Origin of the sequence: Variovorax robiniae (assembly GCF_037889955.1) — a bacterium.
Classification (GTDB): domain Bacteria; phylum Pseudomonadota; class Gammaproteobacteria; order Burkholderiales; family Burkholderiaceae_C; genus Variovorax; species Variovorax robiniae.
In genome coordinates this window covers 415,374-429,921 of the sequence record NZ_JBBKZS010000004.1, presented here as the reverse complement: position 1 = coordinate 429,921, position 14,548 = coordinate 415,374, and the positions used below count along the sequence as shown (strand labels likewise).

Below are 14,548 nucleotides of genomic sequence, written 5' to 3'. Positions count from 1 at the left end.
TGACCCGCACCAGGCCCCGGAGCGGCCAAATCCGGGCATCTATAATTTGCATTTCCCACTGCCCGGACTTTTGCGTCCGGTAATGGCATGACCAAATTTGTCTTCGTCACCGGCGGTGTGGTGTCTTCCCTCGGCAAGGGAATCGCCTCCGCCTCGCTCGCCGCGCTCCTCGAATCGCGCGGCCTCCAAGTCACCCTCATCAAGCTCGATCCGTACATCAATGTCGACCCCGGCACGATGTCGCCCTTCCAGCATGGCGAGGTGTTCGTCACCGATGACGGCGCCGAGACCGACCTCGACCTCGGCCACTACGAGCGCTTCATCAACACGCGCATGCGGCGCGCCAACAACTTCACCACCGGCCAGATCTACAAGACCGTGCTCGAGAAGGAGCGCCGCGGCGACTACCTCGGCAAGACGGTGCAGGTGATCCCGCACATCACCAACGAGATCCAGGAATACGTCAAGCGCGGCGCCGGCATCGGCACCTCGCACGAGGTGGACGTGGCCATCGTCGAAATCGGCGGCACGGTCGGCGACATCGAGTCGCTGCCTTTTCTCGAGGCCGTGCGCCAGATGAGCCTGCGCATGGGCCCGAACAACTCGGCCTTTGTGCATCTTTCGTATGTGCCGTGGATCGCCGCGGCCGGCGAACTCAAGACCAAGCCGACCCAGCACACCGCCAAGGAACTGCGCGCCATCGGCATCCAAGCCGACGCCCTGCTCTGCCGCGCCGACCGCCCGATCCCCGACGACGAGCGCAGCAAGATCTCGCTGTTCTCGAATGTGCCCGAATGGGGCGTGATCTCGATGTGGGACGTGGACACGATCTACAAGGTGCCGCGCATGCTGCACGAGCAGGGCCTGGACGGCCTCATCTGCGACAAGCTGCGCATCAACACGCCGCCGGCCAAGCTCAAGCGCTGGGACGACCTGGTGTACGAGGTAGAGCATCCGCAGAACGAAGTCACCATCGCGATGGTCGGCAAGTACGTAGAACTGTCGGACAGCTACAAGTCGCTGAACGAAGCGTTGCGCCATGCCGGCATGAAGAACCATGCCAAGGTGAAGATCGAGTACATCGACTCCGAGACCATCACGCCGCAGGACGTGTCGCGCCTGGGCAAGTACGACGCGGTGCTGGTGCCGGGCGGCTTTGGCCAGCGCGGCGTGGAGGGCAAGATCTCGGCGGCGAAGTTCGCGCGCGAATCCGGCGTGCCTTACCTCGGCATCTGCCTGGGCATGCAGGTTGCGACCATCGAGTACGCCCGCAACGTGGCCGGCCTCAAGAACGCCAACAGCACCGAGTTCGAGCCCAACACCCCCGTCCCCGTGATCGCGCTGATCACCGAATGGAAGGACAACGACGGCACGGTCAAGACCCGTACCGAGAAGTCCGACCTCGGCGGCACCATGCGCCTCGGTGCGCAAAGCTCCGACGTGACGCCCGGCACGCTGGCCCACAGCATCTACGGCGACGTGGTCACCGAGCGCCATCGCCATCGCTACGAAGCCAACGTCAACTACCTCGACCAGCTGCGCGACGCCGGCCTGGTGATCTCGGCGCTGACGCAGCGCGAGCACCTGACCGAAATCGTCGAGCTGCCGAAGGAAGTGCATCCCTGGTACATGGGCGTGCAGTTCCACCCCGAGTTCAAGTCCACGCCGTGGGGCGGCCACCCGCTGTTCAATGCCTTCATCAAGGCCGCGCTGGCGCACCAGGCGCAGGGCGAAGGCAGCAAGCCGCTGATGAAGGTGGTGGCATGAAGCCCTGCGGCTTCGACCGGTTCCAGGCGTGAGGCCGGAGACAACATGAGTTCAGGCTACGTCATCGCCTACGTCGAGGTCACCAACCCGACGCAGTACGAGGAATACAAGAAGTGGTCGACCATCGCCATGCAAGCGCATGGCGCCGAGGTGTGTGTGCGCGGCGGCGAGGTCCAGGTGCTCGAAGGCGACTGGGCGCCCACCCGCGTGGTCGTGCTGAAGTTTCCGAGCTTCGAGCAGGCCAAGGCCTTCCACGACACGCCTGAATACCGGAAGGCGCGCGATGCACGCGCCGGCGCGGCGATCATGCGCATGATCGCCGTCGAAGGTCTGTAAGAATGAAGTTCTCTAACAAAGGGTAAACAATGAGTGCAATCGTTGACATCGTTGGCCGCGAGATTCTCGACAGCCGAGGCAACCCCACCGTCGAATGCGACGTCCTGCTGGAAAGCGGCACCATGGGCCGTGCGGCCGTGCCGTCGGGCGCATCGACCGGCTCGCGCGAGGCGATCGAGTTGCGCGACGGCGACAAGAGCCGCTACCTCGGCAAGGGCGTGCTGAAGGCCGTCGAGAACATCAACACCGAAATCTCCGAAGCCGTGCTCGGCCTCGACGCCAGCGAACAGGCCTTCCTGGACCGCACGCTGAACGACCTGGACGGCACCGACAACAAGGCCCGCCTGGGCGCCAATGCCACGCTGGCCGTGTCGATGGCCGTGGCGCGTGCCGCGGCCGAGGAATCGGGCCTGCCGCTGTACCGCTACTTCGGCGGCATGGGCGGCATGGAATTGCCCGTGCCGATGATGAACGTCATCAACGGCGGCGCGCATGCCAACAACAGCCTGGACCTGCAGGAGTTCATGATCATCCCCGTGGGCGCCAAGAGCTTCCGCGAGGCCGTGCGCTATGGCGCCGAGACATTTCATGCGCTGAAGAAGATCCTGCACGATCGCGGCATCAGCACGGCGGTGGGCGACGAAGGCGGCTTCGCGCCCAGCGTCGAAAGCCATGAAGCCGCGATCCAGCTGATCCTGGAAGCGATCGACAAGGCCGGCTACGTGGCCGGCGAACAGATCGCGCTGGGCCTGGACTGCGCCGCGAGCGAGTTCTACAAGGACGGCAAGTACGTGCTGTCGGGCGAGAACCTCACGCTGACCGCCGAAGGCTGGACCGACATGCTCGCGACCTGGGTCGACAAGTACCCGATCATCAGCATCGAGGACGGCATGCACGAAGGCGACTGGGACGGCTGGAAGCACCTGACCGAACGCCTGAGCAAGCGCGTGCAACTGGTGGGCGACGACCTGTTCGTCACCAATACCAAGATCCTGCGCGAAGGCATCGACAAGGGCATCGCCAACTCGATCCTGATCAAGATCAACCAGATCGGCACGCTGACCGAGACCTTCGCCGCCATCGAGATGGCCAAGCGCGCCGGCTACACCGCCGTGATCTCGCATCGCTCGGGCGAGACCGAAGACTCGACCATCGCCGACATCGCCGTGGGCACCAACGCCGGCCAGATCAAGACCGGCTCGCTGTCGCGCTCGGACCGCATCGCCAAGTACAACCAGTTGCTGCGCATCGAGGAAGACCTCGGCGACGTGGCCAGCTACCCTGGCCGCTCGGCGTTCTACAACCTTCGCTGAGCCTAACCCATGCGCTCCCGCGTCGTCGTTCCCATCGTGCTCGTGCTGCTGCTGGTGCTCTTGCAATGGCAGTTGTGGAACGGCCGCGGCAGCATCCGCAGCGTGGCCCAGCTCGAAGACAAGCTCGCGACCCAGAAGGCGGCCAACGCCAAGGCGACCGTCGTCAACGACCGGCTCACGGCCGAGGTGCGCGATCTGCGCGAAGGCCTGGAGATGGTCGAGGAACGCGCGCGGCAGGAGCTCGGCATGGTGAAGCCGAACGAAGTGTTCGTTCAGATCACGCGGTGACATGACTCCTTCGCTTCCGGCCGGCAGCGTGATCGCGCTGCTGGGCGCCGAGAGCACCGGCAAGACGGAACTCGCGCGGGCGTTGGCCACGCGGCTTCAGCAGCGCGGCATCACGAGCACATGGGTTCCGGAATACCTGCGCGAGTGGTGCGTGCGGGAAGGCCGCGCACCTCAGCGCGAGGAGCAGCGGGCCATCGCCGACGAACAGACGCGGCGCATCGCCGAGGCTGCGCGCAATGGCGTCGTGGTGGCCGATACCACGGCGCTGTCGATTGCCGTCTACAGCGACACGCTGTTCGCGGACGCCTCGCTCTACCCGGGCGCAGTGGACGCCCAATGCCGTTACACGATCACGCTGCTGATGGCGCTCGATCTGCCTTGGGTCGACGATGGTCTGCAACGCGAGGGACCGCAGGTGCGCGAGCCTTTCGATGGACGGTTGCGGAAGGCACTGAACGGTGCCGGCATCGGTTATGCCGTGGTCCACGGCACGGGCGTTGAGCGACTGGCCAGTTCCTGGAACGCGATCAATTCGCTCATTTCCCGCGAGCGCCCTGCGGGAACATCTGTGCGGCGTGGCGCCGCTTCAGGGTGGCAATGGCCCTGCGACAAGTGCTCCGATCCTTCCTGCGAGCATCGGCTGTTCAGCGACCTTGTCGCGGGACGCCAATAGTACGACTCCGCCTTCAACCGCATAACTGCGTTGGATCGCCTTGCCGTGCTACAGCACTGGCGCTCCGCCTTGTTCTGCCATTGAATGCAAAGCCGTAGAAGTCGATCCAGGCACCCTACTGAACCACCGCCGTCCCCGGCGGCTGGTCACCCTTCGACTTGAAGATCTGCGCCGCATCGACCGCATCGAAGCGGTACTGCTTGCCGCAGAAGTCGCAGCCCACCTCGATGTCACCACGCTCGGCCAGGATCTCCTCCGCCTCCTTGACGCCGAGGCCGCGGATCATCCCGGCCACGCGATCGCGGCTGCAAGTGCACGCGAAGTGCGGCCCGAGCAGGCCGGCCTGCGGCTCGAATCGCAGCACCTTCTCTTCCCAGAACAGGCGATGCAGGATGGTGTCGACGTCGAGCGTCAGCAGCTCTTCGCGCGTCAGGCTGGATGCCAGGATCGAGATGCGGTTGTAGTCCTCGTTGAGGCCGATCTGGTCCTGGTGGGCTTCAGCGATGCCGCTGCGCAGCAGATTGGCCTCGCCCTTCACCGGCAGGCGCTGGATCAGCAGGCCCGCCGCCACGTTCTCGTCGGCCGCCAGCACCAGCGTGGTGTCGAGTTGTTCGCTCTTGAGCATGTAGTGCTGAAGCACGTCGCTGAGCTTGTCGAACTTGCGGTTGTGGTCGTCCACCAGCGGCACCACGCCCTGATAAGGCTGCTGGCCCGGCACCTTGTCCTTGGGGTCGAGCGTGATCGCGCAACGGCCCTTGCCGTGCACGTTGACCATCTCCGACAGGTGCGCGTTGTCCGGAATGTCGCCCATCACCTTGGCCGTCGAGCGCAAGCTCAGGTCGGCTTGCACTTCGGAGACTGCGATCTTTACCGGGCCATCGCCGAAGACTTGCAGGATCAGCGCGCCGTTGAACTTGATGTTGGCCTGCATCAGCGTGGCCGCCGCCGTCATCTCGCCGAGCAGCTCCACGACAGGCGGCGGATAGGCGCCGGTGGTGGAGTTCGATGCGCGCCGCGCCAGGATTTCGGTCCAGGGCTGCGTCAGGCGCACGATCATCCCGCGCACGGGCATTCCGTCAAACAAGAACTTGTGGAGCTCGCTCAAAAACATTCCTTCGATCGCCTGGCGCTCAGGCGATTTTCTTGAGGCCCTTCGCGAAGCGATGGCCATTGTGTACATAGTGCTCGGCGCTTTGCCGGAGCTTGGCGGCGGTCGCGTCGTCGAGCGTGCGAACCGCCTTGGCGGGCGAGCCGATGATCAGCGAGTTGTCGGGGAATTCCTTCCCCTCGGTCACCACGCTGCCGGCGCCGACGATGCAGTTGCGGCCGATCTTCGCGTTATTCAAGATCACCGACTGGATGCCGATCAGCGAGTTGTCGCCGATGGTGCAGCCATGCAGCATCACTTGGTGGCCGACGGTGACGTTCTCGCCGATGTTGAGCGGGCTGCCCATGTCGGCATGCAGCACTGACAGGTCCTGCACATTCGAATTGCGGCCGATGGTCAGCGTCTCCGTGTCACCGCGAACCACAGCGCCGAACCAGACGCTGGCGTTGTCCGCGAGCTTCACGTTGCCGATCACTTGCGCGCTATCGGCGATCCAGGCGCCTTCGCCAATCTGCGGCGCCACGCCATCGAGTTCATAAATCGCCATCGTCGGGGTCTCCAGGGGGCAAAAACTAGAATTGTAGGGATGCACCATCGCCTGAGCGCCCTTGCCGCGCTGCGCATCACAGATCCCGAAGAAAAAGTGGCCACGACACGCGCGGCAGCGGCGTTGGCGGCCCTGCATCCCATTGCATCGGATGAACTGCGCGGCACGGTCGACGAGACCGGCGTGCCGGGCCGGCCGGCGCGACCGGTCCGTGTTGCAGCCACCGCGGTGCCGCAGCGCTCCCCCTTCACGGACGAGGGCCGTGCGGCGCTGATCCACGCCATCTGCCACATCGAATTCAACGCCATCAATCTCGCGCTCGATGCGGTCTGGCGCTTCGGCGGCATGCCCGAGGCCTACTACCGCGACTGGTGGCGCGTGGCCGACGAGGAGGCACAGCACTTCACGCTGCTGCATGCGCATTTGCAGGGCATGGGCTTTCGCTATGGCGACTTTCCCGGGCACGACGGCCTGTGGACCATGTGCGAGAAGACGAAGGACGACGTGACGGCGCGCATGGCGCTGGTGCCTCGCACGCTGGAGGCGCGCGGGCTCGATGCCACGCCGCTGATCCAGGCCAAGCTGGCCCGCATCGGCACGCCGGATGCGCTGGCGGCGAGCGCCATCCTCGACATCATCCTGCGCGACGAGGTCGGCCACGTGGCCATCGGCAATCGCTGGTATCGCTGGCTGTGCGAGCGCGAGGGGCTGGACCCGATCGGGCACTACCGCCTGCTTTATCGCCGCCACGAGGCGCCGCGGCTGCGTCCACCCTTCAACCTCGACGCCCGCTCGCGCGCGGGGTTCACGGACGAGGAGTTGGGCGCGCTCTCGCAAGCCGACTGATCCCCGCCTTCGATCAACCCGAGCGTCTACCGCCGGCGCATCACGACCAGTTTCGGCAGCAAGTGCTGCAGCACCTCGCCACGCTGGTTGCGCGTCTCGCAACGGAACTGCACGATGGCGCGATCGGGCTTCGAGCGCGATGGCACGATCTCCATCACTTCCGATTCGACACGCAGCACATCGCCCGGCCGCGTGGGATTCGGCCAGCTGATCTGCCCGCCCGCGCCGATGATGCCATCGGCCAGCGGCAGGCCGCTGGTCACGAGCAGGCGCATCGTGATCGCGGCGGTGTGCCATCCGCTGGCCGCCAGGCCGCCGAAGAAGCTGTTCTTCGCGGCCTCCTCGTCGGTGTGGAAGGGCTGGGGGTCGAACAGCCGGGCAAAGGCCTTGATCTGCTCCGCATCGATCTCGTGCCCTTCGCTCTCGAAACGATCGCCGACCTTGAGATCGTCGAGGTACAGCGTCTTGTCCGTCATGGCTTGCTCCTGTTTGAATACCTTTGCGCTCACTCTGCCTTGATGTTCGCGGCCTTGATGATGCGCCCGTTGTTCTCGTACTCCGACGCGATCGCCTTCGCGAAGTCGCCCGCGCTGCGCGTCGTCGGCACGTTGTCCGTCAACAGCAACTTGCCGCGCAGTTCGGGGCTTTCGAGCGCCTTGTTGATCTCGGCGTTGTAGCGCTCGACCAGCGCGCCTGGCGTTCGGGCCGGCGCGAACACGCCGAACAACGACGACAGGTTTGCGGTCTCGAAGCCCAGTTCGCCAAGCGTCGGCACGGCCGGCAGGCTCTCCAGCCGCGCAGGCGCGCCCACGGCGAGCGGCCGCAGCTTGCCGCTCTGGATGTGCGCCGTGAGCGTCGGACCGGCATTCGTCGAGAGGATCTCGAACTGCCCGCCCAGTGCGTCGGTCAGTTGCTGGCCGCCTCCCTTGTACGGAACATGCGTGACGTCGATACCGGCACTCGCGCGCAACTGCGCCAACACGATGTGGCCGAGCGAACCCAGGCCAGATGTGGCCCAGCGGATGGCGCCGGGCCTGGCCTTTGCCTGGGCGATCAGCGCCCTGAAGTCCTTCGCCGATTCGGCCGGCGTGGCCAGCAGCAGCACCGGCGAATACATCACGCTCGCCACCGGCACGATGTCCTTCAATGGATCGAATGGCGACTTCGCCAGATGCGGATTCAGCACCAGCGGGCTCACCGCCGAGAAGCACAGCGTGGCGCCGTCGGGCGCGGACTTGGCCACCGCGTCCATGCCGATGCTTCCACTGGCGCCGGCCTTGTTCTCGATGACCACCGTCGTGCCAAGTTGCGCCGCGAGCTTCTCGCCCAGGGCGCGCGCCACGTTGTCGCTGACGCCACCCGCCGGGTAGGCCACGACGATGCGAAGCACCTTGGGAAGGGCCTGGGCGCGGACGCCGGCGCTCCAGAGCGCAGACGCGGCAAGTGCGGTGACCGCAAAGTCGCGGCGGGACAAGTTCGGATTCAACATCAAGGCTCCCTCCTTCTCAGCCGCGCGGATGATGCTGCGCGTGCAACTGCTTCAAGCGCTCGCGCGCGACGTGGGTATAGATCGTCGTCGTGGAGATGTCGGCATGGCCCAGCAACAGTTGCACCGCGCGCAGGTCGGCACCATGGTTGAGCAGGTGCGTGGCGAATGCATGCCGCAGGGTGTGCGGCGACAGCGGCACATCGATGCCGGCCCGCAGCGCATGCTTCTTCACGATGATCCAGAACATCACGCGCGTCATGCCGGAGCCGCGCGCGGTGACGAAGAGGTCATCAGTTTGCTGGCCATCGAGGATGTCAGGGCGCGCCTCCTTGATGTAGCGCTCGATCCATCGACGCGCCTCGCCGCCAAACGGCACCAGCCGCTCCTTGCTGCCCTTGCCGACAACGCGCAGCACGCCATCGTTGAGGCTCATGTTCAGCACCTTGAGCGTGACCAGTTCGCTCACGCGGAGCCCGCTCGCGTACATGAGTTCGAGCATCGCGCGATCGCGCAGGCCGAGCGGCGTGTCGATTTCCGGCGCGGCGAGCAGGTCTTCCACATGCTGCTCGGTCAGCGTCTTGGGCACGCGCAGGGACTGCCGCGCGGGGCTGAGTCGCAGGGTCGGATCGGCGGTGATGCGGCGCTCGCGCAAGGCCCAGCGGAAGTAGCGCTTGAACACGGTGAGCCGCCGGTTGGCCGAAGTGGCCTTGCCCTTGTCGGCGAGCTTGGCGCCCATGTAGGCCTGGATGTGATGTTCCTGCGTGGCGTCGAGCGCGACATCGCGTCCCGCGAGCCAGCGCTCGAACAGTTCAAGGTCGCGCCGGTAGGCCTCCAGCGTGTTGTTCGCCAGGCCGTGCTCCAGCCACAGCGCATCGACGAAGTCCGTGATGGCGGAGCTTTGGGAAGGGGGCTCGACGACGGTCATGGACGCAACCATACCCAAAACGAAGAAGCCGCCCGCAGGCGGCTTCTGGTGAACCTCGACCGTGGTCAATCCAGCGTGAGCTTTTGTTTCTTGACCACGTCCTTGTAGACCGCGAATTCAGCCTTGATCTGCGCCGCGAACTGCTCGGGCGTGTTGGCCACGATGAGCGAGCCGGTGTCCTCGATGCGCTTCTTCACGGCTGGGTCTTCCACCGACTTCTTCACGCCGTCGGCGATCTTGTCGACCACTTCCTTGGGCAGGTTCTTCGGTCCGAGGATGCCGTAGTAGGCCATGCGGTTGACCGGCTCCAATCCGACTTCCTTGAAGGTCGGCACGTTGGGCAATTCCTTCAGCCGCTGCGGCGCGGACACCACGATGGGCACGAGCCGACCTGCCTTGATGAAGGGCATGGCCGAGGGAATGTTGTCGAACATGACCATCACCTGGCCGGCCACCACGTCGTTCAGCGCAGGGCCCGCGCCGCGGTAGGGAATGTGCGTGACGAAGGTTCCGGTCAGGCTCTTGTACAACTCCATCAGCAGGTGGCCGATGCCGCCGGTGCCCGACGAGGCATACGAATACTTGCCCGGGTTCTTCTTCAGGACCTCGACGAACTCCGCGTAGTTCTTCGCCGGGAAGCTCGGGTTCACCGCGATGATGTTCGGCGTGGCGGCGATGTTGGTGATCGGGGTGAAATCGGCGATCGGGTCGTAGGGCGTCTTCGGATTGATGGCCGGATTGGCCGCCGTGCTCGACACGGTGGCCACGCCGAGCTTGTAGCCATCCGGCGCGGCCCGCGCGGTTTCGGCCGCACCGACGATGCCGCCACCGCCCGGGCGATTGATCACGATCACAGGCTGCCCCAGCACCTTGGCCAGTGGCTCGGATATGACGCGGGCAACGATGTCGGTGGTGCCACCGGGCGCGAAGGGCACGCTCAATTCGATCGGCTTGTTGGGATAGCCCTGTGCCCAGGCCTGCCCTGCGAATGAAACCAGGGCAGCGGCTCCCGCGACGACCCCCCATTGACGACGATTCAACATATGACAACTCTCCAGTACAAATTTGCGAGCATGCGCCGCATGCTAGCGGCATGCCTGTCAGGCAGCGCCCTGATATACCCCGAGGAAGCGCCGCGTATGCTCGGCGGTGCGCCATTTAATGCGCAGCCATCCTGCAAGACAGCCCTCTCGTGAACTATGCGCAACTGCTCTTCCCCGATTTCTCGCTGATCGCCTGCGGCTGGCTCTTGTGCCGCTTCACCGCGCTCGACCGCCGCGTGTGGGATCAGGTCGAAAGCCTCGTCTACTACTTTCTCTTTCCCGTGCTGCTGTTCCATTCGATCGTGCGCAGCCCGTTCGATTTCGCAGCGACCTCCGAAATGCTGGGCGCCGGCGTGGCCATGAGCCTGTGCGGCGTCGGGCTGTCGTATGCCTTGCCCTACCTTCCCTGGCTGGGCCGCCGCATCGATCGCGCCGACCACGCGGCCAGCGCGCAGGTTTCGTTCCGCTTCAATTCCTTCATCTGTCTCGCACTGGCCGATCGCCTGGCGGGGCCGCAAGGGCTGTTGCTGATCGCGGTGCTGATCGGCGTCTGCGTGCCATTGCTCAACGTGGCCGCCGTCTGGCCGATGGCCCGACACGCGCAGACGGGCTTCCTGCGGCAGTTGATACGCAACCCACTGATCATTGCGACCGCGACCGGCCTGCTGGCCAACGTGCTCGGCTTCAGGGTGCCGCCGTGGCTGGAACCGACCCTCTCGCGCATCGGCGCCGCCTCGCTGGCGTTGGGCCTGATGGCCGCGGGCGCAGGCATGCAGTTCGCCACGCTCGCACGCGGCAAGTTGCTGGCAACGTGTGTGCTGTCGATCCGGCACCTGATCCTGCCGCTGGTTGCCTTCGGCCTGTCGCGCCTGCTGCACCTGGAGCCGACGCAGGCCAGCGTGCTCATGGCCTTCTCCGCCGTGCCGACCGCTTCCAGTGCCTACGTGCTCGCGGCACGCATGGGCTACAACGGCCCGTTCGTCGCGGGGCTGGTGACGCTGTCGACGATGCTCGGCGTGCTGAGCCTGCCCTTCGCACTGGGCGTGCTGAGGTAGCCGGCCTGCCCGAGCGCCCATTCGACATGCTCGCGCACCAGCGCGGACGGGTGCGCAAGCCGGGCTCGCAGCGCGTCAACCAATCCCGTATCCGAAGGCGTTATGCGTAGAGCGTTGCCAAGGCCCACGGCCAGGTTGCGCAACCACCGCTCGTGCCCGATGCGACGAATTGGGCTGCCCTCGGTCAGTCGAAGGAACTCATCCTCGGTCCACGCTATCAACTCCGCCAGATGCCGCCCCGTCAAACCCTCCCTCGGATCGAAGTCCGGCAACGCGCTGCGCTGCGCGAACTTGTTCCAGGGGCAGATCAACTGGCAGTCATCGCAACCGTAGATGCGGTTTCCGATCAAGGGTCGCAACTCGAGTGGAATCGGCCCCGCATGCTCGATGGTGAGATAGGAGATGCAGCGCCGCGCATCGAGCCGATGGGCACTCAGGATCGCCTGCGTCGGGCAGATGTCGATGCAGGCGGTGCAGCTTCCGCAATGCGCGGTCACCGGCTCGCTCGCGGGCAGCGCCATGTCGACATAGATCTCGCCGAGGAAGAACATCGAGCCCGCCTCGCGGTCCAGCACCAGCGTGTGCTTGCCACGCCAGCCCTGCCCACTGCGCGACGCCAACTCAGCCTCCAGAACCGGTGCCGAATCGGTGAAGACACGATGGCCGAAGGGTCCCACTTCCGCCGCGATCCGGTCGGCCAACTTTTGCAGGCGCGAACGCAGCACCTTGTGGTAGTCGCGCCCTCGTGCATAGAGCGACACGATGGCCTCGCCCGGCCGCTTGAGTCGATCGAACTCGATGCTTTGCCAATCGGCGGGCGTGTCGCGCGGCAGGTAGTTCATGCGCGCGGTGATCACGCTCACCGTGCCCGGCACCAACTCCGCCGGTCGCGCACGACGCGCACCATGGGCCGCCATGTAATGCATGTCGCCATGGAAGCCCTCGGCCAGCCAGGCCATCAGACCCGGCTCGGCACTGGACAAGTCGATGCCTGTCACGCCGATTTGGGAGAATCCGAGTTCCCGGGCCAGCGCCTGAATACGAATCACGAGTGGATGGCTGCCGATCACCTGCCGATTGTAGAAACGCAAGACGCCGTGCGCGTCTGGCACTCCGAAGAGGACACCGCGGCCTTTGCGCAGACGCTGGCGCACAAGCCGGCATTGCGCGATGCCTTCGTCGAACTGCATGGCGACCTCGGCGCCGGCAAGACCACCTTCGTGCGGCACCTGCTGCGCGCGCTCGGCATCAGCGGCCGCATCAAGAGCCCGACCTATGCGGTCGTCGAGCCGCACGAAGCGCCCGATGGACTCGCGATCTACCATTTCGACTTCTATCGCTTCAGCGACCCGCAGGAATGGGAGGACGCCGGCTTCCGTGACATTTTCGCGGGCCCGGGCCTCAAGCTCGCGGAATGGCCAGGCAATGCCGCAGGCCGCATTCCGCTTGCGGACCTTGCTATTAAAATCGAAGCAATGACCGACCAGTCCCGCACCGTTCACCTGCACGCGAACACCGCCCGCGGCCGGCAGTTGCTGATGGGCTTCATTGAATGAGCGCAGTGCCGGGCCGCCCCACGAATGTCTCGATGAAGGCCGAGCATCCGAGCCGCCGCAACCTGTTGAAGGCAGGCAGCCTGGTGCTGCTGCTCGGCGTGCAGGAAATCGCGCACGGCGCGACCATCATGGCCGTGCGCGTCTGGCCGGCGGCCGACTACACCCGCGTGACCATCGAATCCGACGGGCGCCTGCAGACGCAGCAACTCGTGGTCGGCAACCCGCCGCGGCTGGCCATCGACATCGAAGGCATCGAACTGAACCCGGCGCTGCGCGAACTGGTCGGCAAGATCAAGCCGGGTGACCCGTACATCAACGGCCTTCGCGTCGGACAGAACTCGCCGAACGTGGTGCGCATCGTGTTCGACCTGAAGCAGGCCGTGGTGCCGCAGGTGTTCTCGCTCGCACCGGTGGCCGCTTACCAGCATCGGCTGGTGCTCGACCTGTATCCGCAACAGGCGGTCGATCCGATGGAGGCGCTCATTGCCGAGCGCCTGCGCGACGCGCCCGCCTCCACCGCCAAGGGCAATGCAGACACCACGGTGGCCGGCATCGCCCCGCGCGAACTGTCGCGCCCCGGCGAGGCGCAAGACGCCACGCGCGCCGCACCTTCGACCGGCGACGCGCTCGGCGACCTGATGGCGCAGCAGTCGATGCGGCCCGCCCCGCCCCTGCCGCAGGGCGCGGGCCGCAACAGCCCACCACCGCTGTCTGCGCCGCCGACCTTGCCGGCGGTCGTCGGCGTCAACCCGGTCAAGCCACCGCCTGCCGCAGCGCCGGCTGCCCCCAGCGTCGCCACGGCCAGCCGCACCGATCGCCTCATCATCGTCGCGCTCGATCCCGGCCATGGCGGCGAAGACCCCGGTGCCACCGGGCCGGCCGGCACGCGCGAGAAGGACATCGTGCTGCAGGTCGCCTTCAAGCTGCGCGACCGCATCAACGCGGCCAGTGTGAACGGCAATCCGATGCGCGCCTTCCTGACCCGAGACGCCGACTTCTTCGTGCCGCTGGGCGTGCGCGTGCAGAAGGCCCGCCGCGTGCAGGCCGACCTGTTCGTGAGCATCCACGCCGATGCCTTCACCACGCCCGCCGCACGCGGTGCCAGCGTGTTCGCGTTGAGCCAGGGCGGCGCATCGAGCAGCGCGGCGCGCTGGCTGGCCAACAAGGAAAACGAGGCGGACAAGGTCGGCGGCATCAACGTCGGCGGGCACGAGGTGCAGGTGCAGCGCGCGTTGCTCGACATGAGCACGACGGCCCAGATCAATGACAGCCTGAAGCTCGGCGGCGCAATGCTGGGCGAGATCCGCAACGTCGGCCGCCTGCACAAGGGCGAGGTCGAGCAGGCCAGCTTCGCGGTGCTGAAGGCGCCCGACATTCCGAGCGTGCTGGTGGAGACCGCATTTATCAGCAACCCGGAAGAAGAGGCCAACCTGCGCCGCGCGAGCTACCAGGACAACCTGGCCGATGCACTGATGCGCGGCATCCAGCGCTACTTCGCGCAGAACCCGCCGCTGGCTCGCAGCCGGCAGTTGTAGGCCTCGCCGGGCCGGTTGAATGCCGGCTGTTGGCCGGGCCTTGCGCGCGCACAAGGCCCGCGCCGTG

General features: G+C 65.8%; 16 protein-coding genes. 9 read left to right on the top strand and 7 right to left on the bottom strand.

Annotation, left to right across the window (positions count from 1 at the left end):
- The first annotated feature begins 87 nt into the window (after positions 1–87).
- Genes WKW79_RS13015 through WKW79_RS12995 form a run of 5 tightly spaced genes read left to right on the top strand, consistent with a single transcriptional unit; the run spans position 88 to position 4,377 of the window.
- On the top strand, positions 88–1,767 hold the full coding sequence (locus WKW79_RS13015; RefSeq protein ID WP_340335565.1) for a CTP synthase: 1,680 nt from the start codon (positions 88–90) through the stop codon (positions 1,765–1,767).
- 45 nt (positions 1,768–1,812) lie between these two features.
- Positions 1,813–2,103 (top strand): DUF1330 domain-containing protein, encoded by a 291-nt coding sequence (locus WKW79_RS13010; RefSeq protein WP_340335564.1) that lies wholly within the window; start codon positions 1,813–1,815, stop codon positions 2,101–2,103.
- Positions 2,104–2,132: 29 nt separating this feature from the next.
- On the top strand, positions 2,133–3,416 hold the full coding sequence (eno, locus tag WKW79_RS13005) for a phosphopyruvate hydratase (protein WP_340335563.1): 1,284 nt from the start codon (positions 2,133–2,135) through the stop codon (positions 3,414–3,416).
- Positions 3,417–3,425: 9 nt separating this feature from the next.
- Complete coding sequence (gene ftsB, locus WKW79_RS13000; protein WP_340335562.1) at positions 3,426–3,704, top strand: cell division protein FtsB; 279 nt, start codon at positions 3,426–3,428, stop codon at positions 3,702–3,704.
- A gap of 1 nt (position 3,705) precedes the next feature.
- Positions 3,706–4,377 carry an AAA family ATPase gene (locus WKW79_RS12995; protein WP_340335561.1) on the top strand — a complete coding sequence of 224 codons (672 nt, stop codon included), beginning with the start codon at positions 3,706–3,708 and terminating at the stop codon, positions 4,375–4,377.
- Between the two features lie 115 nt (positions 4,378–4,492).
- Here the strand turns inward: WKW79_RS12995 and hslO are convergent, their stop codons facing one another.
- Positions 4,493–5,482 (bottom strand): Hsp33 family molecular chaperone HslO, encoded by a 990-nt coding sequence (gene hslO, locus WKW79_RS12990; protein WP_340335560.1) that lies wholly within the window; start codon positions 5,480–5,482, stop codon positions 4,493–4,495.
- A 25-nt stretch (positions 5,483–5,507) separates the two neighbouring features.
- On the bottom strand, positions 5,508–6,032 hold the full coding sequence (locus WKW79_RS12985; RefSeq protein WP_340335559.1) for a gamma carbonic anhydrase family protein: 525 nt from the start codon (positions 6,030–6,032) through the stop codon (positions 5,508–5,510).
- 39 nt (positions 6,033–6,071) lie between these two features.
- Between WKW79_RS12985 and WKW79_RS12980 the strand changes: the two genes are divergently transcribed.
- Positions 6,072–6,878, top strand: coding sequence for a ferritin-like domain-containing protein (locus WKW79_RS12980; protein WP_340335558.1), 807 nt, complete (start codon positions 6,072–6,074; stop codon positions 6,876–6,878).
- 26 nt (positions 6,879–6,904) lie between these two features.
- On the opposite strand, the gene WKW79_RS12975 is transcribed toward WKW79_RS12980, so the two are convergent.
- From WKW79_RS12975 to WKW79_RS12960, 4 genes are all read right to left on the bottom strand, one after another.
- On the bottom strand, positions 6,905–7,354 hold the full coding sequence (locus WKW79_RS12975) for a MaoC family dehydratase (RefSeq protein WP_340335557.1): 450 nt from the start codon (positions 7,352–7,354) through the stop codon (positions 6,905–6,907).
- 29 nt (positions 7,355–7,383) lie between these two features.
- Positions 7,384–8,367, bottom strand: coding sequence for a Bug family tripartite tricarboxylate transporter substrate binding protein (locus WKW79_RS12970; protein WP_340335556.1), 984 nt, complete (start codon positions 8,365–8,367; stop codon positions 7,384–7,386).
- Positions 8,368–8,383: 16 nt separating this feature from the next.
- Positions 8,384–9,292, bottom strand: coding sequence for a site-specific tyrosine recombinase XerD (xerD, locus tag WKW79_RS12965; RefSeq protein WP_340335555.1), 909 nt, complete (start codon positions 9,290–9,292; stop codon positions 8,384–8,386).
- 65 nt (positions 9,293–9,357) lie between these two features.
- On the bottom strand, positions 9,358–10,332 hold the full coding sequence (locus WKW79_RS12960; RefSeq protein WP_340335652.1) for a tripartite tricarboxylate transporter substrate binding protein BugE: 975 nt from the start codon (positions 10,330–10,332) through the stop codon (positions 9,358–9,360).
- A 152-nt stretch (positions 10,333–10,484) separates the two neighbouring features.
- Between WKW79_RS12960 and WKW79_RS12955 the strand changes: the two genes are divergently transcribed.
- Complete coding sequence (locus WKW79_RS12955; protein ID WP_340335554.1) at positions 10,485–11,390, top strand: AEC family transporter; 906 nt, start codon at positions 10,485–10,487, stop codon at positions 11,388–11,390.
- On the opposite strand, the gene queG is transcribed toward WKW79_RS12955, so the two are convergent.
- Complete coding sequence (gene queG / locus WKW79_RS12950) at positions 11,300–12,460, bottom strand: tRNA epoxyqueuosine(34) reductase QueG (RefSeq protein ID WP_340335651.1); 1,161 nt, start codon at positions 12,458–12,460, stop codon at positions 11,300–11,302. The two genes, WKW79_RS12955 and queG, sit on opposite strands and share 91 nt — an antisense overlap.
- On the opposite strand from queG, the gene tsaE reads away from it, so the two are divergent.
- Both tsaE and WKW79_RS12940 read left to right on the top strand, forming a co-directional pair.
- Positions 12,446–12,946 carry a tRNA (adenosine(37)-N6)-threonylcarbamoyltransferase complex ATPase subunit type 1 TsaE gene (gene tsaE / locus WKW79_RS12945; protein WP_340335553.1) on the top strand — a complete coding sequence of 167 codons (501 nt, stop codon included), beginning with the start codon at positions 12,446–12,448 and terminating at the stop codon, positions 12,944–12,946. The two genes, queG and tsaE, sit on opposite strands and share 15 nt — an antisense overlap.
- Positions 12,943–14,481, top strand: coding sequence for an N-acetylmuramoyl-L-alanine amidase (locus tag WKW79_RS12940; protein WP_340335552.1), 1,539 nt, complete (start codon positions 12,943–12,945; stop codon positions 14,479–14,481). The genes tsaE and WKW79_RS12940 overlap by 4 nt, the downstream gene beginning before the upstream one ends.
- Positions 14,482–14,548 lie beyond the last annotated feature (67 nt).

What these genes read in the sequence shown, in the direction of transcription:
- WKW79_RS13015 (WP_340335565.1), top strand. Translation starts at nt 88, where the DNA reads ATGACCAAATTTGTCTTCGTCACCGGCGGTGTGGTGTCTTCCCTCGGC.
- WKW79_RS13010 (WP_340335564.1), top strand. Translation starts at nt 1,813, where the DNA reads ATGAGTTCAGGCTACGTCATCGCCTACGTCGAGGTCACCAACCCGACG.
- eno (WP_340335563.1), top strand. Translation starts at nt 2,133, where the DNA reads ATGAGTGCAATCGTTGACATCGTTGGCCGCGAGATTCTCGACAGCCGA.
- ftsB (WP_340335562.1), top strand. Translation starts at nt 3,426, where the DNA reads ATGCGCTCCCGCGTCGTCGTTCCCATCGTGCTCGTGCTGCTGCTGGTG.
- WKW79_RS12995 (WP_340335561.1), top strand. Translation starts at nt 3,706, where the DNA reads ATGACTCCTTCGCTTCCGGCCGGCAGCGTGATCGCGCTGCTGGGCGCC.
- WKW79_RS12985 (WP_340335559.1), bottom strand. Translation starts at nt 6,032, where the DNA reads ATGGCGATTTATGAACTCGATGGCGTGGCGCCGCAGATTGGCGAAGGC.
- WKW79_RS12980 (WP_340335558.1), top strand. Translation starts at nt 6,072, where the DNA reads ATGCACCATCGCCTGAGCGCCCTTGCCGCGCTGCGCATCACAGATCCC.
- WKW79_RS12975 (WP_340335557.1), bottom strand. Translation starts at nt 7,354, where the DNA reads ATGACGGACAAGACGCTGTACCTCGACGATCTCAAGGTCGGCGATCGT.
- WKW79_RS12970 (WP_340335556.1), bottom strand. Translation starts at nt 8,367, where the DNA reads ATGTTGAATCCGAACTTGTCCCGCCGCGACTTTGCGGTCACCGCACTT.
- xerD (WP_340335555.1), bottom strand. Translation starts at nt 9,292, where the DNA reads ATGACCGTCGTCGAGCCCCCTTCCCAAAGCTCCGCCATCACGGACTTC.
- tsaE (WP_340335553.1), top strand. Translation starts at nt 12,446, where the DNA reads ATGGCTGCCGATCACCTGCCGATTGTAGAAACGCAAGACGCCGTGCGC.
- WKW79_RS12940 (WP_340335552.1), top strand. Translation starts at nt 12,943, where the DNA reads ATGAGCGCAGTGCCGGGCCGCCCCACGAATGTCTCGATGAAGGCCGAG.